Source organism: Micromonospora sp. ATA51 (assembly GCF_016802855.1).
GTDB lineage: Bacteria > Actinomycetota > Actinomycetes > Mycobacteriales > Micromonosporaceae > Micromonospora > Micromonospora sicca.
On the sequence record NZ_JAEVHJ010000020.1, the window covers coordinates 25,305 to 41,562 of the forward strand.

General features: G+C 74.4%; 11 protein-coding genes, 3 tRNA genes and 5 pseudogenes. 9 read left to right on the plus strand and 10 right to left on the minus strand.

Annotated features, from left to right (window positions below):
• Nucleotide 1 precedes the first annotated feature (1 nt).
• From JNW87_RS05950 to JNW87_RS05965, 4 genes and pseudogenes are all read right to left on the minus strand, one after another.
• Nucleotides 2-964, minus strand: a pseudogene (locus JNW87_RS05950) (low temperature requirement protein A); the annotation flags it as partial.
• Between the two features lie 535 nt (nt 965-1,499).
• Nucleotides 1,500-2,753, minus strand: coding sequence for a beta-ketoacyl synthase (locus JNW87_RS05955; RefSeq protein WP_238453254.1), 1,254 nt, complete (start codon nt 2,751-2,753; stop codon nt 1,500-1,502).
• Nucleotides 2,750-3,178 carry a cupin domain-containing protein gene (locus JNW87_RS05960; RefSeq protein WP_238453255.1) on the minus strand — a complete coding sequence of 143 codons (429 nt, stop codon included), beginning with the start codon at nt 3,176-3,178 and terminating at the stop codon, nt 2,750-2,752. Before JNW87_RS05960 ends, JNW87_RS05955 begins: the two co-directional genes overlap by 4 nt.
• Nucleotides 3,175-3,510 (minus strand): TcmI family type II polyketide cyclase, encoded by a 336-nt coding sequence (locus JNW87_RS05965; protein WP_109805847.1) that lies wholly within the window; start codon nt 3,508-3,510, stop codon nt 3,175-3,177. Before JNW87_RS05965 ends, JNW87_RS05960 begins: the two co-directional genes overlap by 4 nt.
• A gap of 218 nt (nt 3,511-3,728) precedes the next feature.
• On the opposite strand from JNW87_RS05965, the gene JNW87_RS05970 reads away from it, so the two are divergent.
• The 3 genes and pseudogenes from JNW87_RS05970 (at nt 3,729) to JNW87_RS05980 (ending at nt 7,357) form a co-directional block, all read left to right on the plus strand.
• Complete coding sequence (locus JNW87_RS05970; RefSeq protein WP_238453256.1) at nt 3,729-4,973, plus strand: cation:proton antiporter; 1,245 nt, start codon at nt 3,729-3,731, stop codon at nt 4,971-4,973.
• A gap of 650 nt (nt 4,974-5,623) precedes the next feature.
• Nucleotides 5,624-5,734 (plus strand): annotated as a pseudogene (locus JNW87_RS05975) (histidine kinase); the annotation flags it as partial.
• A gap of 945 nt (nt 5,735-6,679) precedes the next feature.
• Nucleotides 6,680-7,357 (plus strand): response regulator transcription factor, encoded by a 678-nt coding sequence (locus tag JNW87_RS05980; protein ID WP_109804576.1) that lies wholly within the window; start codon nt 6,680-6,682, stop codon nt 7,355-7,357.
• 33 nt (nt 7,358-7,390) lie between these two features.
• Here JNW87_RS05980 and JNW87_RS05985 read toward each other — a convergent pair whose 3' ends face one another.
• From JNW87_RS05985 to JNW87_RS06000, 4 genes and pseudogenes are all read right to left on the minus strand, one after another.
• Nucleotides 7,391-8,212 carry an ABC transporter permease subunit gene (locus JNW87_RS05985; protein ID WP_109804577.1) on the minus strand — a complete coding sequence of 274 codons (822 nt, stop codon included), beginning with the start codon at nt 8,210-8,212 and terminating at the stop codon, nt 7,391-7,393.
• Nucleotides 8,209-9,125 (minus strand): annotated as a pseudogene (locus JNW87_RS05990) (ABC transporter ATP-binding protein). The gene JNW87_RS05985 and the pseudogene JNW87_RS05990 overlap by 4 nt, the downstream one beginning before the upstream one ends.
• A gap of 135 nt (nt 9,126-9,260) precedes the next feature.
• Nucleotides 9,261-10,430, minus strand: a pseudogene (locus JNW87_RS05995) (cytochrome P450).
• A 1-nt stretch (nt 10,431) separates the two neighbouring features.
• A complete protein-coding gene (locus tag JNW87_RS06000) occupies nt 10,432-11,100 on the minus strand; it encodes a methyltransferase (RefSeq protein ID WP_109804579.1) in 669 nt (222 codons plus the stop codon).
• 225 nt (nt 11,101-11,325) lie between these two features.
• Here JNW87_RS06000 and JNW87_RS06005 point away from each other — a divergent pair, with 225 nt between their 5' ends.
• Both JNW87_RS06005 and JNW87_RS06010 read left to right on the plus strand, forming a co-directional pair.
• On the plus strand, nt 11,326-12,240 hold the full coding sequence (locus tag JNW87_RS06005) for a hypothetical protein (RefSeq protein WP_238453258.1): 915 nt from the start codon (nt 11,326-11,328) through the stop codon (nt 12,238-12,240).
• A 21-nt stretch (nt 12,241-12,261) separates the two neighbouring features.
• Nucleotides 12,262-13,608, plus strand: coding sequence for an RNA-guided endonuclease TnpB family protein (locus JNW87_RS06010; RefSeq protein WP_201749910.1), 1,347 nt, complete (start codon nt 12,262-12,264; stop codon nt 13,606-13,608).
• 263 nt (nt 13,609-13,871) lie between these two features.
• Here JNW87_RS06010 and JNW87_RS06015 read toward each other — a convergent pair.
• Nucleotides 13,872-14,473: pseudogene (locus JNW87_RS06015) on the minus strand (TetR/AcrR family transcriptional regulator).
• Between the two features lie 204 nt (nt 14,474-14,677).
• Here JNW87_RS06015 and JNW87_RS06020 point away from each other — a divergent pair.
• From JNW87_RS06020 to JNW87_RS06030, 3 genes are all read left to right on the plus strand, one after another.
• Nucleotides 14,678-14,750: transfer RNA gene (locus tag JNW87_RS06020), tRNA-Gly, on the plus strand.
• 34 nt (nt 14,751-14,784) lie between these two features.
• Nucleotides 14,785-14,855, plus strand: a tRNA-Cys gene (locus JNW87_RS06025).
• Nucleotides 14,856-14,868: 13 nt separating this feature from the next.
• Nucleotides 14,869-14,943: transfer RNA gene (locus JNW87_RS06030), tRNA-Val, on the plus strand.
• A gap of 71 nt (nt 14,944-15,014) precedes the next feature.
• On the opposite strand, the gene JNW87_RS06035 is transcribed toward JNW87_RS06030, so the two are convergent.
• The gene (locus tag JNW87_RS06035; RefSeq protein WP_109804581.1) at nt 15,015-15,995 is read right to left on the minus strand and encodes a helix-turn-helix domain-containing protein; all 981 of its coding nucleotides are present in this window, start codon (nt 15,993-15,995) and stop codon (nt 15,015-15,017) included.
• Between the two features lie 69 nt (nt 15,996-16,064).
• On the opposite strand from JNW87_RS06035, the gene JNW87_RS06040 reads away from it, so the two are divergent.
• Nucleotides 16,065-16,258, plus strand: a 194-nt coding sequence (locus JNW87_RS06040) for an isocitrate lyase/phosphoenolpyruvate mutase family protein (protein ID WP_375373466.1), incomplete at its 3' end; no start/stop codon positions are given.

Consider the following 16,258-nt stretch of genomic DNA (forward strand, 5'->3'; position numbering starts at 1 on the left):
TGACGGCGGTCCAGGCGGCCGGCGCCGCACCGAACGGCCGGTCGATGACCAGCGAGACGCTGGTCGAGACGAGCAGCACCCCGGCCACCATCACCAGGTGGCTGTACGAGGTGGAGGTGCCGGGGCGGACCCGCTCCACCACCGTGACGGCGGGCCGTGCCAGGAGCTGCCGCACCCGGTGGAAGTAGAGCTGGAAGAGCACGACGCCGCTGCCGAACGCGAGCGCGCTCGCGGCCACCCGGCCGGCCTGGAAGCCGCTGCCGGCCAGCCCCGTGCCGACGCTGAGGATCAGCTCCCCCAACGCGACGATGAAGATCTCCCGGTGCCGCTCGGACAGGTGGGTGCCGGTGAAGATCTGACTGGCGAGTTCGGTGCGGCCGAGCCTCGGCGTCGGCCAGCCGATCCGGGCCGATCCCAGGTCGACGGCCACCGCGACCGACCAGAGCAGCAGCCGGGCCGTTCCGTGTACGAACGCCCCGGCCACCCACGGCGCGGCGGTCACGCCGAACCAGAAGAAGACCCGGATGCTCCTGGCCTGGATGGGGCGGTTCACCCGGGTACCGGGGATGAGGACGGCGTCCCGGACGAGGTGGATGCCGAAGTACGCCGCGACGAGGAGCCACCCGTAGTCGGCGAAGGCGTACGGCACCGCGATCGCCATCAGCATGGTGCCGAACATGACCGCCAGGACGGTGGCCTGGATGATCGGCAGCCGCGGGTTGAACAGGTCGGTGAGCCACGCGGTCAGCACCCAGACCCACCAGGCGGCCAGCAGCAGGACGGCGGTCTGGGCGGCGCCCCGGACGGTGAGGTCCTGGGCCAGCCCCGCCGAGAGCCGGGAGAGCATGAAGATGAAGACCAGGTCGAAGAAGAGCTCCAGGAACGTCGGATAGTCCGGCTCGCCGCGCCGGCGAAGGATCCGGGGTAGCGGACTGGACGTCACCGCGTCTGCCTCCTCTGGCACGCCCGTACCGCGGGCCGGAGGCGCGGGAACCTGGTGCTCCCCGCCAACCTACAAAAGCGGGGGCCAGCGGAGAGTCGAAACGACAGGAGTGGGGCGCAGGCCCGGCTCCAGGCCCCGCCGCCGCGATCAGCCGCCGGAAAGGGGTCGCCAAATCGGATCGTCCAGGCCGGTCACCCGACGCGACTGAGCACTGTCGAGCACGCGGGGACTGCGTGTCATCCTTCAGCGGGTCGGGTCCGCGCCACGGTCTCCCCGCCGTCATGGAAACCCGGGCAGCCGGCCTCGCCACCTGCCGCACGATCGTGACCGCCGGGCCGCTCCCCGCGCCGGCTTCGGCCGGATCGGTCCGCCGGCGCCGCATGCTGGCCTACGCTCCCCGGTAGGAGGAGCGGGGGTCGGGATGACGCAGGCGCGGCAGGTGGCGGTACTAGATGATCGATTCCAAGGGCCGGCGACCCGGCCGGGACCGCCCGCTGACCGACCGGCGACGACCGCCGCCCACGGCGACGTGGGCGGCCGGTTCGTTCGTGCGGGGTCAGACGCGGGCGAGCAGCATGGCGCTCTGGAAGCCGCCGAAGCCGCTGCCCACGCTGAGGACGGTGTCCATCCGGTGCTCCCGGGCGGTCAGTGGCACGTAGTCCAGGTCGCACTCCGGATCGCGCTGGTGCAGGTTCGCGGTGGGCGGCACCACCTGGCGTTGCAGGGCCAGCGCGCAGGCCGCCACCTCCAGGGATCCGATCGCCCCCAGCGAGTGCCCGATCATCGACTTGATCGAGCTGACCGGCACCTGGTACGCCCGCTCGCCGAGCGCCCGGATGAACGCGGCCGTCTCGTGCCGGTCGTTCTGCTTGGTCCCCGAGCCGTGTGCGTTGATGTAGTCCACGTCGGACGGATCGATGCGCGCCTGGCACATGGCCACCCGGATCGCCTCGGCCATCTCCCGGCCGTCCGGCTTCAGCCCCGTCATGTGGAAGGCGTTGCTGCGGCTGGCGAAACCGGTGATCTCGGCGTAGATGCGGGCCCCGCGCCGCTGGGCCGCCTCCTTCTCCTCCAGCACCAGCACCGCCGCCCCCTCGCCCAGCACGAAACCGTCCCGGGTGGCGTCGAACGGGCGGGAGGCGTGCTCCGGGTCGTCGTTGTTCGGCGAGGTCGCCTTGATCGCGTCGAAGCAGGCGGAGGTGATCGGGGAGAGCGGGGCGTCCGTCGCGCCGGCCACCATCACGTCGGTGCTGCCCTCCCGGATCAGCTCCACCGCGTGCCCGACCGCGTCCAGCCCTGAGGTGCAGCCGGTCGAGATGAGCGCCGTCGGCCCCTCCGCGCCGGCTGTCCAGGCCACCTCCACGGCGAGGGTGCTCGGCACCATGTAGCCGTACAGGTGTGGCACCCCGTAGCTGTGGTCCACCAGCCAGTTGCGGCCGTCGTCGGAGAGCACCGCGTACTCCTGCTCCAGGCCCATGGTGCAGCCGACCGCGCTGCCGATGCTCACCCCGAGCCGGGCCGGGTCGCCGGCGCCGAGGTCCAGGCCGCTGTCCGCGATCGCCTCCCGGGCGCTGACCACCGCGAACTGCGCGGCCCGGTCCATCCGCCGGATCTCCGCCGAGGTCAGCCCGCAGGCCCGCGGGTCGAAGTCCACCTCGGCGGCGATCCGGGACCGGAAGGCACCGGCGTCGAAGAGGCTGATCCGCCGGGTCGCGGTCCGGCCGGCGGCCAGCAGCTCCCAGTACGCCTCCCGGCCGACCGCCCCCGGCGCGACCGCGCCGATCCCGGTGACCACCACCGACCGGGTCATGCCGGACCACCCACGTCCGGGTTCGCCGCCTCCGGCCGGGTCGGCTCCTCGGTGTCCACGTGCCCCAGTTCGGGCCGGGGCGCCAGCGGGGACAGGTGGAACACCACCCGGGCGCCCGCGTCGCCGGTGTTGACCAGCCGGTGCTTCACCCCGATCGGCACCAGCAGCGAGTCGCCGGGGCCGAGCCGGACCAGCTCGCCGTCCAGCCGGATCTCCAGGTCGCCGTCGACGACGTGCAGGAACTCCTCCGAGTACGGGTGGTAGTGCTCGGTGACGTACTCGCCGGGGGCGAGGGTGAGCACCCCGCCGAACCCGGAGGTGCAGCCGACCGTCTTCGGGCTGAGGGTGAGCCGGATGTCGCCGCCGCGGCGCCGGTTCGGCGTCACCTGGTCGACGTGCACGCGCAGTTCGCGGGTCGCGGTCACCGGGTCCTCCCGTCCTTCGCCGTCCACACGTAGAACGGGGCGGCCATCGCGTCCTTCGGTTCCTTCCAGTTCGGGTCGTACGGCGACACGAACTCCGTCAGCCGGGTGTTGATGTCCTGGTAGAGCGGGTGGCTGCGGGCCTGGTACAGGTTGGGCGAGATGTCGTCGTCGGCCTCCACGAGATGCAGGTAGAGATCGTGGAAGGTGAACAGCAGCCGCCGCGAGACACCGATCATGTGGGGCAGGTCGGTGGCGTCCGATTCGGCGAAGACGTCGCCGATGCGCTGTGGTTCGTCGGTCTTCAACTTCGCGATGATCAAGGTGCGGTGCACGGTGATCCTCCTGGCGTCCGCTCCGATGGGCCCGCACATGCTCACAGCGCCGGCTGGAGCCGTACTCGAACCCGGCTCGGCGGCCGGGCGACCCGCCGCCGGCCGCGGACGCCCGCCCCGACGGTGCCGCCGCGGCCCTCGACCCGTGGTCGAGCCGCCCCCGAGGCGACGGCGTGACGATCCCCGGGTCAACCATCGGACGTCCGGTCGGAGGACCCATGTCGACCACCCAGGCGACCCGCCTCCTGCTCGCCCTCGCGATCATCATCGTGGCCGCCCGCCTGCTCGGCGCGCTGGCCCGCCGGCTGGACCAGCCGCCGGTGATCGGCGAGGTGCTGGCCGGGATCGCGCTCGGCCCCACGCTGCTGCACGGCGCCGTCTCCGAGGCGGTCTTCCCCACCGACATCCGGCCGTTCCTCGCCGCGCTGGCCAACCTGGGGATCGCGCTGTTCATGTTCATCGTCGGCCTCGAACTGGACCACGCGCTGGTGCGCGGCAGGGGCCGGCTGGCCGGCAGCGTCTCGGTCAGCTCCATCGTGCTGCCGTTCGGGCTGGGCGCCCTGCTGTCGCTGTACCTGATCCGCGATCACCCGAGCCGGGACCCGCTGAGCTTCGCGCTGTTCATGGGGGCGGCGATGTCGGTCACCGCGTTCCCCGTGCTGGCCCGGATCCTCACCGACCGGAACATGAGCCACACCCTGGTCGGCCAGGTGGCCCTGACCTGCGCGGCGGTCGACGACGTCCTCGCCTGGTCGATGCTGGCGATGGTGGTGGCCGTCGCCGGCGCCGCCGCCGACCAGGCCCGGCTGCTGCTGGTGCTGCCCTACCTGGCGGTGATGTTCCTGCTGGTCCGCCCCCTGCTGAGCCGGGTAGCCACGGCGCAGCGGCGAGCCGGGCGGCTGACCAGCGGCACCCTCGCCGTGGTGCTGGCCGGTGCGCTGCTGTCGGCCGCGGCCACCGAGGCCGTCGGGCTGCACTTCATCTTCGGCGCGTTCCTGTTCGGCGTGGTGATGCCCCGCGAGGGCGGCGCCGCGCTCCGCGCCGAACTGCTGGAGCGGGTCGGCCAGGTCAGCTCGGTGCTGCTGCTGCCGGTCTTCTTCATCGTCGCCGGCCTGCGGGTCGACCTCTCCGCCGTCGGCCCCACCGGGCTGGGCGAGCTGGCCCTGATCCTGCTGGTGGCGATCGGCGGCAAGTTCGTCGGCGCCTACCTGGCGGCCCGGGCCAACGGACTGCCGGCCCGGGAGTCGGGCGCGCTGGCCACGTTGATGAACACCCGCGGCCTGACCGAGCTGGTCATCCTCAACATCGGCCTGCAACTGACCCTGCTGGACACCCGGCTCTATTCGCTGATGGTGGTGATGGCGGTGCTCACCACCGCGATGGCCGGACCGCTGCTGCGGGTCCTCTACCCACCCGTGCGCTACGCCCCGGCCGCCCCGGTGCCGACGGCCCACCCCGGCTGACCGCCGCGCCCCGGCCGGTCCGGCGGACACCTGACTTTCGTCGGTGTCCGGGCCGGCCGCCCGCCGGTAGCCTGACCGCCGTGGCAACGCGGTGGTGGCGTCGTAGGCGCCTGCTCGGGGACCGGCGGCGGGCCGGCGACCTGCTGCTCTGGGCCGCGCTGGCCGCGCCGATCGGGTACGCCGGGATCACCCCACCCCGCCCGCCCGCCGCCGTGTTCCTGCTGGTCGCCTCGCTGGCGCTGCTCGCCCTGGCGGTGGGGGCCGGTCGGCGGCTGCCGCTGACCGCCCTGGTGGCGGTGGTGCTCGGCTCGCTGCTCGACGGCAACTTCGTCTTCGCCATCCCGGTCTTCAGCTATCTCGCCGGACGGCGCGGCGCGGGCACCGCGCGGGCCGCCGCGGTCTTCGGAGCGATCGCGGCCGCCGGCACCGGGCTCAACCTCGGCCTGCTCGGCACCGGGCCGGCGACCTGGTACCTGCTGGCGTCCGTGCTGCTCTTCGGCGGGGTGTTCCCCTGGCTGCTCGGCCGGCACCGGCGGCAGCAGCGGGCGCTGGCGGCGACCGAGCGGCGGCACGCCGAGGCGGTGGACCGGGAGCGGCGTGGCGCGGTGGACCGGATCCGGCTGCGGGAACGGGCCCGGATCGCCCACGAGATGCACGATTCGCTGGGCCACGACCTGAGCCTGATCGCGCTTCGCGCCGCCGCGCTGGAGGTCGCCGCCGACCTCGCCCCCGCCCACCGCGCCGCCGCCGGTGAGCTGCGCGCCAGCGTGGCCGCCGCGACCGAGCGGCTGCACGAGATCATCGGGGTGCTGCGCGAGGAACGGCCGTCGGACGTCCGGCCGACCGACGAGACCCTGGCGGAGCTGGTGGAGGGCAACCGCGACGCCGGGATGACGGTGGAGCTGCGGGCGCCGGCCGACCTGGACCTGCCGCCGATGGTCGCGCACGCCGCGCACCGGGTGGTCCGTGAGGCGTTGACCAACGCCGCCCGGTACGCCCCCGGCGCTGCGGTCACCGTCACCCTCGCCCCAGCCGCTGACACTGTGGACGTGCGGGTGGTCAACGCCCCGCCGGCGGGCCCGCCGCTGCCCGGCCCGCCCGCCCACGGCTCGGGTCTGCTCGCCCTGCGCGAGCGGGTACGCCTCACCGGCGGGGTCCTCGACGCCGGCCCGCGCGACGGCGGGTTCGCCGTCTCGGCCCGGCTGCCGCTGACGGTCGACGGCCGGCCGGCGACGACCGCCGGCGGTCCTGCCCGATGTCGCGGTCGGGTGGCCGGCACCCGATGCCGCGGTCGGGTGGCCGGTGCCCGACACCCTGGCCGGACGGCCGGTCCCCGGCCGGCCCGGGACCGCGCCGACCGATCGGTCCGGCGAGTCCGCGCGACGGCTGCGCGACGCCCGACGCGAGGTGCGGCGCAGCCTGCTGATCGCGTTCGGCGCCCCGGTCACGCTGGGCCTGGTGCTGTCGCTGGTCTACTACCCGCTCGCCACGGCCGGCGCCGTGCTGGACCGCCCCGGGTACGAGCGGCTGCGCGTCGGCGACCCGCGCGACGGACTGGGGCTGCCCCGGCGGCAGGCCGAGCCGCCGGACGGCGACGCGGCGGACGGGTGCGAGTACTACACCGACGGCAACTTCCCCTTCGCGGAGCCGACCTGGCGGCTCTGCTTCGCCGACGGCCGGCTGGCCAGCAAGGAGCGGATCACCCGGTGAGCGAGGACCGTGAGCGCCCGGTGCGGGTCGTGCTCGCCGACGACGAGGCCATGGTCCGGGCCGGGGTGCGGGCCATCCTGGCGGCGGACCCGGGGATCGAGGTGGTCGGCGAGGCCGCCGACGGCCGGGACGCCGTCGAACTCGTCCGCGCCCACCGCCCCCGGGTCGCCCTGCTGGACATCCGGATGCCGCGGCTGGACGGGATCGGCGCGGCCGCGGAGATCCGGCGGCTGGTGCCGGAGACGGCCAGCGTCATGCTGACCACGTTCGGCGAGGACGACCACGTGGCCCGGGCGCTGGGACACGGGGCGAGCGGGTTCCTGCTCAAGGCCGGCGATCCGCGCGAGCTGCTGGCCGGGGTCCGGGCGGTGGCCGACGGCGGGGCGTACCTGTCGCCCCGGGTGGCCCGGCGGGTGATCGAGCTGACCGGCGGCCGGCTGGCCCGCGGCCCGTACGCCCGGGACCGGCTCGCCGGCCTGACCGAGCGCGAACGGGAGGTACTGGCGCTGGTCGGTGCGGGGCTGTCGAACGCCGAGATCGCCCGCCGGCTGCATCTGGTCGAGGGCACCGTGAAGAGCTACCTGACCAGCATCTTCACCCGGCTCGACGTCCGTAACCGGGTGCAGGCGGCGATCCTGGCGTACGAGGCGGGGCTGGTCCCGCCGACCGGCTGACCAGCCCCGCCCCGACCCCCGTCCCGCGGCGGGTCAGGCGTCCCGCCGCCGGAGCGCGGCCCGGCCGAGGGCCAGCGCGGCGACCGTCCAGCCGGCGAGCAGCAACACTCCCGCCGCCGCCGGGTACGGGTCGGTGTCCCCGGCCATGAAGTGCGCGCCGGCGACGCCGGGGAAGGCGTCGGCGATCCGGGTGAGCACCGTGATCCGCGGCTCCTGGAGCGACAGCGGCACGATCATCAGCGCGGCGAGCAGCACGGTCAGGGTGAGCACCGCACCGCGCAGCGCCGCCGTCAGACCCAGCGCCAGCACCGCGACCAGCGCCAGGTAGACCGCGGCGGCCAGCGCGTCGCCCAGCGTCCCGGCCACCGGTACGCGGCCCCACCCGCCCAGCACCGGTCCCGCCACCAGCGCGCCGACGCCGCCGAGCAGCAGTCCGAACAGGAACGTCACCACCGCCACCACGACCGCCTTGGCCAGCAGCATCCGGCCGCGCGACGGGGTGCAGCGCAGCGTGGTCCGGATGGTGCCGGTCGCGTACTCGGAGGTGACAGTGAGCAGCCCGAGGGCCAGGACGGCGTACTGGGTGAGGTCCAGGGAACCGATCACGATGCTGCCGACGGTGACGACGCCCGGGTTGTTGGCCGGGTCGTCGTCGGTGTTGGCGTTGGCCGCGTAGATGGCGAGCTGCCCGGCGGTGGCCGCCATCACCAGCACGCCGGCCAGCAGCGTCCACCAGGTGGACCGGACGGACCAGAGCTTGGTCCACTCGGCGGCCACCGCGCCGGTGAATGGGCCGCCCGCCGGGACGGGTCGGGACGCCGGTCGGGCGGGGGCGACGGTGCGGGGGGTGGTCATCGGGCCTCGCTTCCGACGGCGCCGCCGGCGTACTCGACGCTGTCGGCGGTGAGTTCCATGAACGCCTGCTCCAGCGAGCCGGTCACCGGCGTCAGCTCGTGCAGCCGCACCCCCAGCTCGTACGCCAGGTCGCCGACCCGCTCGGCGGCGGCGCCCGCGACGGTCAGGCCGTCGGCGCCGTGCGGGGTCACCGTGGCCCCCTCGGCCGCCAGCCGCTCGCCCAGCGCGGCCAGCGCCACCGGTTGCGGACCGCGGACCAGGACCGCGGCGCTCGCGCTGGCGCGATCAGCTCGGCGACCGGCGCGTCGGCGATCAGCCGGCCCCGGCCGATCACGAGGAGCTGGTCGGCGGTCTGTTGCATCTCGCTCATCAGGTGGCTGGAGACCAGGACGGTCCGCCCCTCGCCGGCCAGCGTCCGGGTCAGCCCCCGGATCCAGCGCACCCCGTCGGGGTCCAACCCGTTGACCGGCTCGTCGAAGAGCAGCACGGGCGGGTCGCCGAGCAGCGCGCCCGCGATGCCGAGCCGCTGCGCCATGCCGAGGGAGAGCGAGCGGCCCAGCTTGTCCGCGGCGCGTCCGTCGAGGCCGGCCAGGCCGAGCACCTCGTCGACCCGGCGCAGCGGGATGCCGTTGCTGCGGGCCATGGCGCGCAGGTGCGCCCGGCCGGACCGGGCCGGGTGGACGCCGGTCGCGTCCAGCAGCGCCCCCACCTCGTGCAACGGGTGTCGCAGGGCCCGGTACGGCCGACCGTCGACCAGGGCCTCGCCGGCGGTCGGCCGGTCCAGCCCGAGGACCATCCGCATGGTGGTGGACTTGCCCGCGCCGTTCGGGCCGAGGAAGCCGGTCACCCGCCCGGGCGCGATGTCGACGGTCAGGCCGTCGACCGCCGTCGTCCCCCCGAACCGTTTCGTCAACCCACGTTGCGCCGACGGTACGAACCGGACCCACCGCCGCACCGCTGCCGATCGCCGTCGACCGACCCCGACTTTCGTCAGGACCGGCGGGCGGTCAACGACGGCACCGGAGGGCCGGCAGCGGCGTCGGAGCGGTCAGGCGCGGCGGATGACGAACGCGTCCGGCATCCGGAAGGTCAGGTTGTCCGGGCACCAGGGCGGGCGGACCACGGTCAGCCCGTCGAGCAGCGGGGCCGCCTCGGCGACCACCACCGCCGCCTCCATCCGGGCCAGTTGCGCCCCCACGCAGCGGTGCGCGCCCGCCCCGAAGGCCAGGTGCCGGCGCGAACCGGGCTGTCCGGGCCGGAAGTCGGCCGGGGCGGCCACCACCTCGGGGTCCCGGCGGCCCGGGCCAGCCACGCCACGATGCTGGTGCCGGCCGGCACGTCGTACCGCCCAGCGTGGTGTCCACCGCGGCCACCCGCCGCCAGGTGACGATTGGCGGCTCCAGCCGCAGCCCCTCCTCGACCACGTCGGCGGCGGCGACCTCGCCGGCGCGCAGCCCCGCGCGCACCTCGGGCTCGCCGGTCAGCCGGTGCAGCAGCAGGGTGAGGAACTGCGAGGTGGTCTCCTGGCCGGCGACCAGCAGGAAGAACAGCGCGCCCACCACCACGTCGGGGGAGTGCCCGGCGGCCCGCAGCCGGGCGGCCAGCCCGCCGCCGGTGGCGGCGAACCCGCGCAGCACGGTGTGGAACCGGCCGACCTCGGTGGCGAGCGCGCGCTGACGCTCGGCGTCCAGCGGAGCCCAGAACAGCTCGAGCGCGGCCCGGGCGAAGTCCTTGACCGCGCCGACCGGGGCGTCCGGCAGTTCCACGAGGCGGGCCAGCACCAGCAATGGCAGGTCGGCGGCGAGTTCGGCGTACAGGTCGACGGCGCGTCCCGCGTCGAGGTCGGCGGTGAGCCGGGCCACCCGGTCCCGGACCAGCGCGGTCAGCCAGGGCTGCTGCGCCGCGACGCGGGTGGGGTGCAGCGCGTCGGCGACGATGCCGCGGATCTCCGGGTGGCTGGCGCCGGAGTTGTTGGCCAGGGTCGGCGGCAGCCGGAAGCGGTGCCCGGCGAGCACCCGCAGGGCGGCCACCGGCATCGGCGTGACCGCGTCGAGGGCGTTGTCCGGCCGGAAGGTGACCGGGTCGGTGAGCACCTGCTTGACCAGCGCGTGCCGGGTGACCACCAGGTGCCCGACGCCGACGTGGTCGACGACGGTCGCCAGGTCCGGCCACCGCCGGTCGACGGACTCACCCCAGCCCCGGAACAGCACGCCGACACGCTAGCGGGCGGCCCCCGGGGGCGCGGGATCCAGCTCCCACACGGTGGTGCGCTTCACCCGTACGCTCTCCAGCGCCTCCGGCACCGGCACGTCGTACGCGGCCAGCCGGCGGAAACGCTCCCGGGGCAGGAAGGCCCGCCCCGGGTCGCCGACCAGCACGCGGGCGCCGGACCGGGCGGCGCGGAGCAGGAAACGCAGCACCCGCCGGGCCATCGCCTCGCTGTAGAAGACGTCACCGGCCAGCACCACCTCGGCGGCCCCGGCATCGCCGTCGAGGATGTCGCCGAGCTCGGCGTCGACGCGTACCCCGTTGGCCTCGGCGTTGAGCGCGACGGCCGCGACGGCCCGCTCGTCGACCTCGACGGCGCGGACGGACGCCGCGCCGGCGCGGGCGGCCGCGATGGCGACGAGACCGGAGCCGGCGGCGAGGTCCAGCACCCGGCGGCCGGCGACCAGGTCCGGATGGTCGGTGACGTAGCGGGCCAGGCCCTGCCCGCCGGCCCAGGCGAAGGCCCAGAACGGCGGGGGTTGGGCGCTGCGGAACTCGCCCTCGGTCAGCTCCCACAGCCCGATCGGCTCGTCGGCCTGGTGCAGCCGCACCTCGGGGACGAAGGCGACCGGGGCGAGCCGGGCGTGCAGCCGGACGAAGGCCGCGGACAGGTCGGACACCCGGTGATTCTGCCCCCGGCACCGGTCCGGCCGCCGGGCGGGCCCCAGGACCGGCGGCCGAACAGGATCCCGGGCGTGTCGCGGCGGCCGGGTGACCGGTTCACCACTGCCCGTGAAGTCGCCCCCCGCGCTTGGCGATCGGTGCGAACACGCCCGTCTACCGGCTTGTCCGGACCGCTCATAGCGTTGCCAGGTGGACGCGACCGACGGCAGGACGAGGCGGTGGTGAGCGTGTGGCGGAACGCGCTGCGGATCGGGGTGGTGCTGGCCTGTCTGTCGGGGGCGGGTCTGGGCGCGACCGCGCCGGCGCGGGCGGCGGCCGGCTTCGCCACCGAGCTGAGCGGGCTGCCGGACGAGTTCACCGCCGGCGACGGGGCGGAGACCGTCTCCGCCGTGGTCTCCCGGTCGGACGGTGGTGACTGCGTCAAGGTGCGCTGGTCGATGGTGCTCGGCGTGCAGGGCCTGCGGCTGGACCAGGTGACGGTGGACCGGGTGGAGGACAGCGGCTCGTTCCCGCTGGAGATCCGCACCGAGGGGGACGTGGCCCGGCTGACCGACCGGCAGTTCGACCCGGGGACGCTCTGCCCCGGGCGGACGGTCACCGCCCGCTACCGGGTGGCCTTCGCCGAGGACGTCACCCGGGGGCGGGTGAGCTTCGCCGCCGAGGCGTACGACGAGAACCTGCGCCTGCTCGCCCGGCAGACGGCGACGCGGCAGGTGATCGGGGAGGAGGTCGCGGCGACGCCGAGCGAGACGCAGAGCTCCGCCCCGCCGCGTGACCCGGCCGCCTCGGAGCCGGCGGCGGACGAGACCGGCGAGTACGCGACGCCGAGCGACGAGGCGGTGGCCGAACTGCCGCCGCCGGGTGCGGCGGGCCGGCCGGTGGCGCAGTCCGGTCGGTTCGGGGTGGTGCAGGGCGCCTTCCTGCTCGGCGGCCTGCTCCTCTTCCTCGGCGCGGGTCTGCTGTTGCGGCTGCGGCATCTGGTGCGCTCGGACGGTAACGCGGCGGCGGACGCGACCCGGGCCTGGCCTTCGAGCGCCCGCCGGCGCGGCGGTGGCGGTAGGGGTCGCCGATCGGGGGTGGCCGGGGCCGGGAGGGAGACCTCCGGCTGCAATGAACATCGTCAATTTGTGTCATAGGGCGATGGAAGAGTGTCTGATGTGCAGCTTCGGTACAACTACCGGGTCTATCCGACGCCGGGCCAGCAGGCGGCGTTGGCGCGGGCGTTCGGATGTGCGCGGGTGGTGTTCAACGACGGGCTGCGCGTACGGCAGGCGGCCAGGGAGAACGACGAGCCGTACGTGCCGGACGGCGAACTGTCGAAGCGGGTCATCACCCGGGCCAAGCGCACACCGGAACGAGCGTGGCTTTGCGAGGTGTCCGCGGTGGTGCTCCAGCAGGCCCTCGCGGACCTCAACACGGCGTACCGGAACTTCTTCACCTCACTGTCTGACAAGCGCAAAGGCCCCAAGGTCGCCCCGCCCCGGTTCCGGTCCCGCAAGGACAACCGGCAGGCCATCCGCTTCACCAAGAACTCCCGCTTCCGGCTGCTGGACAACGGGCGGCTGAGACTGCCGAAGATCGGTGACGTGGCGGTGCGGTGGTCCCGGGTGTTGCCGACTGACCCGTCCAGCGTGACGATCATCCGGGACGCGGCGGGCCGGTACTTCGCCTCGTTCGTGGTGACCACCACCGACGACCCGCTTCCCCCGGCCGGTGTCGAGGTGGGTATCGACCTGGGTCTGACCCATTTCGCGGTCCTGTCCAACGGCACGAAGGTGACGGCGCCGAAGTTCCTGCGCCGCGCCGCCCGCAAATTGCGCCGTTTGCAGCAGGACCTGTCCCGCAAGCAGCGGGGCAGCGCAAATCGCAAGAAGGCCGTCGTAAAAGTCGCCCGGGCGCACGTCCGGGTGGCGGACACCCGGCGGGACTGGCAGCACAAGCTCTCGACACGGATCATCCGCGACAGCCAAGCGGTGTACGTCGAGGACCTGTGCGTGACTGGTATCGCCCGGACTCGGTTGGCGAAATCCGTGCACGACGCCGGCTGGGCGCAGTTCGTTCACATGTTGGAATACAAAGCCGTCCGATACGGGCGGACCTTCGCCCGCATCGGCCGGTTCGCGCCCACGTCTCAGAGGTGCTCGGTGTGCGGCCGTGTCGACGGACCCAAACCGTTGCACATCCGGTCGTGGACCTGCCCCTGCGGGACTGTCCACGACCGGGACATCAACGCGGCCAGAAATGTGCTCGCGGCGGGACGCGCCGAGAGCCTAAACGCCTGTGGAGCGCAGGTAAGACCGGCACCCGTGCTGGCACAGCGCCGAGAAGCAGGAATCCACCCAGGCGCTACGCGCGGTTCCACGCGCAGCGCGGAAGGAATCCCCGTCTCTCGGGGCGGAGAGAGCGTCAATACCGCTGGCTCACCTACCTCTACCTGCCCGCCCAGTACGCCGCCCTGGCGCTCTCCTGCGCCGTCTGTGCCCGCGGCGAGCTGTCCTGGCTAGACGAGGCCAGCCCGGTCGCCCGCCGGCGGGTGCGTCAGAGGCATCGCCATCAACACAGCTCACAAGCTGGGCCCCATGCGGGATACGACGGAGCGCTGGCTCTCGAAGGCCGGCTCTCGCCCCGACCGGCTTGTGGGCTGCGGGGAGCGCCAGCGCCGTCGCCCCGCGGCCCCCACCCCCGAGCCGTACGCCGGCTGACCCCCTGGCCGCGCCGGCCGGACGTCGCACCACCAGGGCGGGCGGCCGGCGCCGGGCGGCCGGGATCAGTCCAGCTGGGCGGGTTCCAGGCCGAGCTCGCGGGCGGCGACCAGGCGGATCCACTCGGTGAGCTGGCGGCGGGTGAGCACCCGCTCGTGCACCGCGAGCTGCACCGCGAGGCCGTCCATCACGGCGTTGATCCGCCACGCTGCGCCGGCCGGGTCGGCACACTCGAAGGTGCCGTCGGCCACCCCGTCGGAGATCACCTTGGCCAGGTCCTGCCGCCACCGCAGGTCGAGGCGGCGGGACGCCTTCTCCAGCTCGGGGGTGCGCAGCGACTCGGCCCACCCTTCGATCCAGATGGACCAGGAGGTCGACCGGCGGCCGGGGTGTAGAGGCGCAGCATCCGCCGCAGCTTGGTCAGCGGCGGGGCGGTGGAGCGGACCACCGCGTCGAGCCGGGCCAGGTCCTGCTCGACGGCGTACGCGAACGCCTGCGCGAGCAGCCGTTCCTTGGTGGCGAAGTGGTAGAAGACCAGGGCCTGGCTGACCCCGGCGGCCTCGGCCACGTCGGCCGTGCGGGTGTTGGCGAGGCCACGTTCCACGATCACGTCACAGGCCGTGCGCAGCAGGGCATCCAGGCGGATCTCGGCGGCGCGTCTCGTCACGCCGCTACCGTAGCCCATCGATATGAGCACAGGGAGTTACCGACTCGGCCGGTCGGACCGGACAGCGAGTCGCAAACCCGACAGAACTCCTCCGGCGAGTTCGGTCCAGCCCGGGTGGGACGCGCCGGGGGACCCCCCGATTTGGCAACCGTTCCCGGCCTCGGCTAAAGTTCTCATCCGTCACCCGGAAACAACCGGGGGCACGCGGACGTAGCGCAGCTGGTAGCGCATCACCTTGCCAAGGTGAGGGTCGCGGGTTCGAATCCCGTCGTCCGCTCGGAGCTGCCGCCACGCATGACGGGGGCAACCTCGGTGGAGTGGCCGAGAGGCGAGGCAACGGCCTGCAAAGCCGTGTACACGGGTTCAAATCCCGTCTCCACCTCGGCAGTTGACGAGGGCGATTGGCGCAGTGGGAGCGCGCTTCCTTGACACGGAAGAGGTCACTGGTTCAAACCCAGTATCGCCCACCAGTTCGATGAGCAGACGGCTCGTCACCGGACAACGGTGACGAGCCTTTCTGTTTCTCCCGGTGCCGGCCCGCTCACCCGGGGGCGGTCAGCAGCGCCTCCGCGACGGGCGTCCGGCTGCTCAGCAGCGACCGACCGGCCCGGTGCGTCACCACCAGGCCCGCGGCGCGCAGCGTGGCGAGGTGCTGGGACACGCCCGCGGGGGACATGCCCGTCCGCCGGGCCAGCTCGGTGGTCGACCGCGGCGCGTCCAGCTCGGCGAGCAGCCGGGCCCGACCCCGGCCGAGCACCGCGCCCAGGGCGTCCGGCGCCGCCGGCGGGCACTCCCACAGCGTGCCGAGGCCCCGCGCGGGGTATGCCAGCTGCGGTACGTCTCCCGCCGCGATGCTGAGCACGGACGGCCAGACGAAGACCGACGGGACCAGGACCAGCCCGCTGCCCTCCGGCACGTCCGGCGCGGCGCAGTGCCGCTGGCTGATCAGCAGGGCGTCGCCCTCCCAACGGACCCGCTCGTGCAGGTCGTTGAGCAGCCCGGCGGCGCCCTCCTCGGCCAGCCGGCGGGCCCGCCGGAACACCTCCGCGTCGAGCAGCGCCCGGATCCGGGGCCAGTCCGCGGCCAGGGCCAGCCGCCAGTACGTCCCGGTCTCCTCGGCCAGCCGGCGCAGCCCGTCCGCCGGGTCCGCGTACAGGGCGGCCAGCGCCGCCGGCCGGGCGCCGGGGTAGAGGTCGAGCTGGGCGCGGACCGTGTCGGGCGGGGTGGCGCGCAGCGCGGCCAGCTCCTGCCCCAGGTCGGGGGTGAGGCCGGCCGGCGGTGGGGTGAGGAAGTCGGCCAGGTAGCCCGGCGCGGGCGGCACCAGGTGCCAGAGCAGGCCGGCGTCGGGGCCGGCCAGCCCGGCCTCGGCCAGCCGGGACCGGACCCGGTTCATCCAGGGCAGGTGGACCGCGTGGTCGCCCGGGTCGCGGAGGACCCGCACGCTGGCGACGACTTCCCAGAGGCAGGAGAGGGCGAAGCGGACCCGCGCCACGGCGTTCGCCGACAGGCCGATGGCGACCATGCCGCCCTCCTCGTTTCAGCTGGGACTGAAACATTACGTCCGTCGGTGGCGCGGACCCAGACTGGCCGGGTGAACGATCAACACACCCGAGCCCTGCACTTCCGTTCCCTGCACGTCCCCGGCGAGCCGCTGGTCCTGGTGAACGCCTGGGATGCGGCGAGCGCCCGGATCGTCGCGGCCGCCGCGCCCGCGCGGTCGCCACCACCAGCGCCGGGTCGCCTGGAGCCTCGGCGCGCCGGGACGCGACGCCCTCGGCCGCGAGC

Bases quoted from the DNA above. Each gene is read 5' to 3' on its own strand.
- JNW87_RS05970 (WP_238453256.1), top strand. From the start codon at position 3,729: ATGTCGACCACCCAGGCGACCCGCCTCCTGCTCGCCCTCGCGATCATC.
- JNW87_RS05955 (WP_238453254.1), bottom strand. From the start codon at position 2,753: ATGACCCGGTCGGTGGTGGTCACCGGGATCGGCGCGGTCGCGCCGGGG.
- JNW87_RS06035 (WP_109804581.1), bottom strand. From the start codon at position 15,995: ATGGTCGCCATCGGCCTGTCGGCGAACGCCGTGGCGCGGGTCCGCTTC.
- JNW87_RS05985 (WP_109804577.1), bottom strand. From the start codon at position 8,212: ATGACCACCCCCCGCACCGTCGCCCCCGCCCGACCGGCGTCCCGACCC.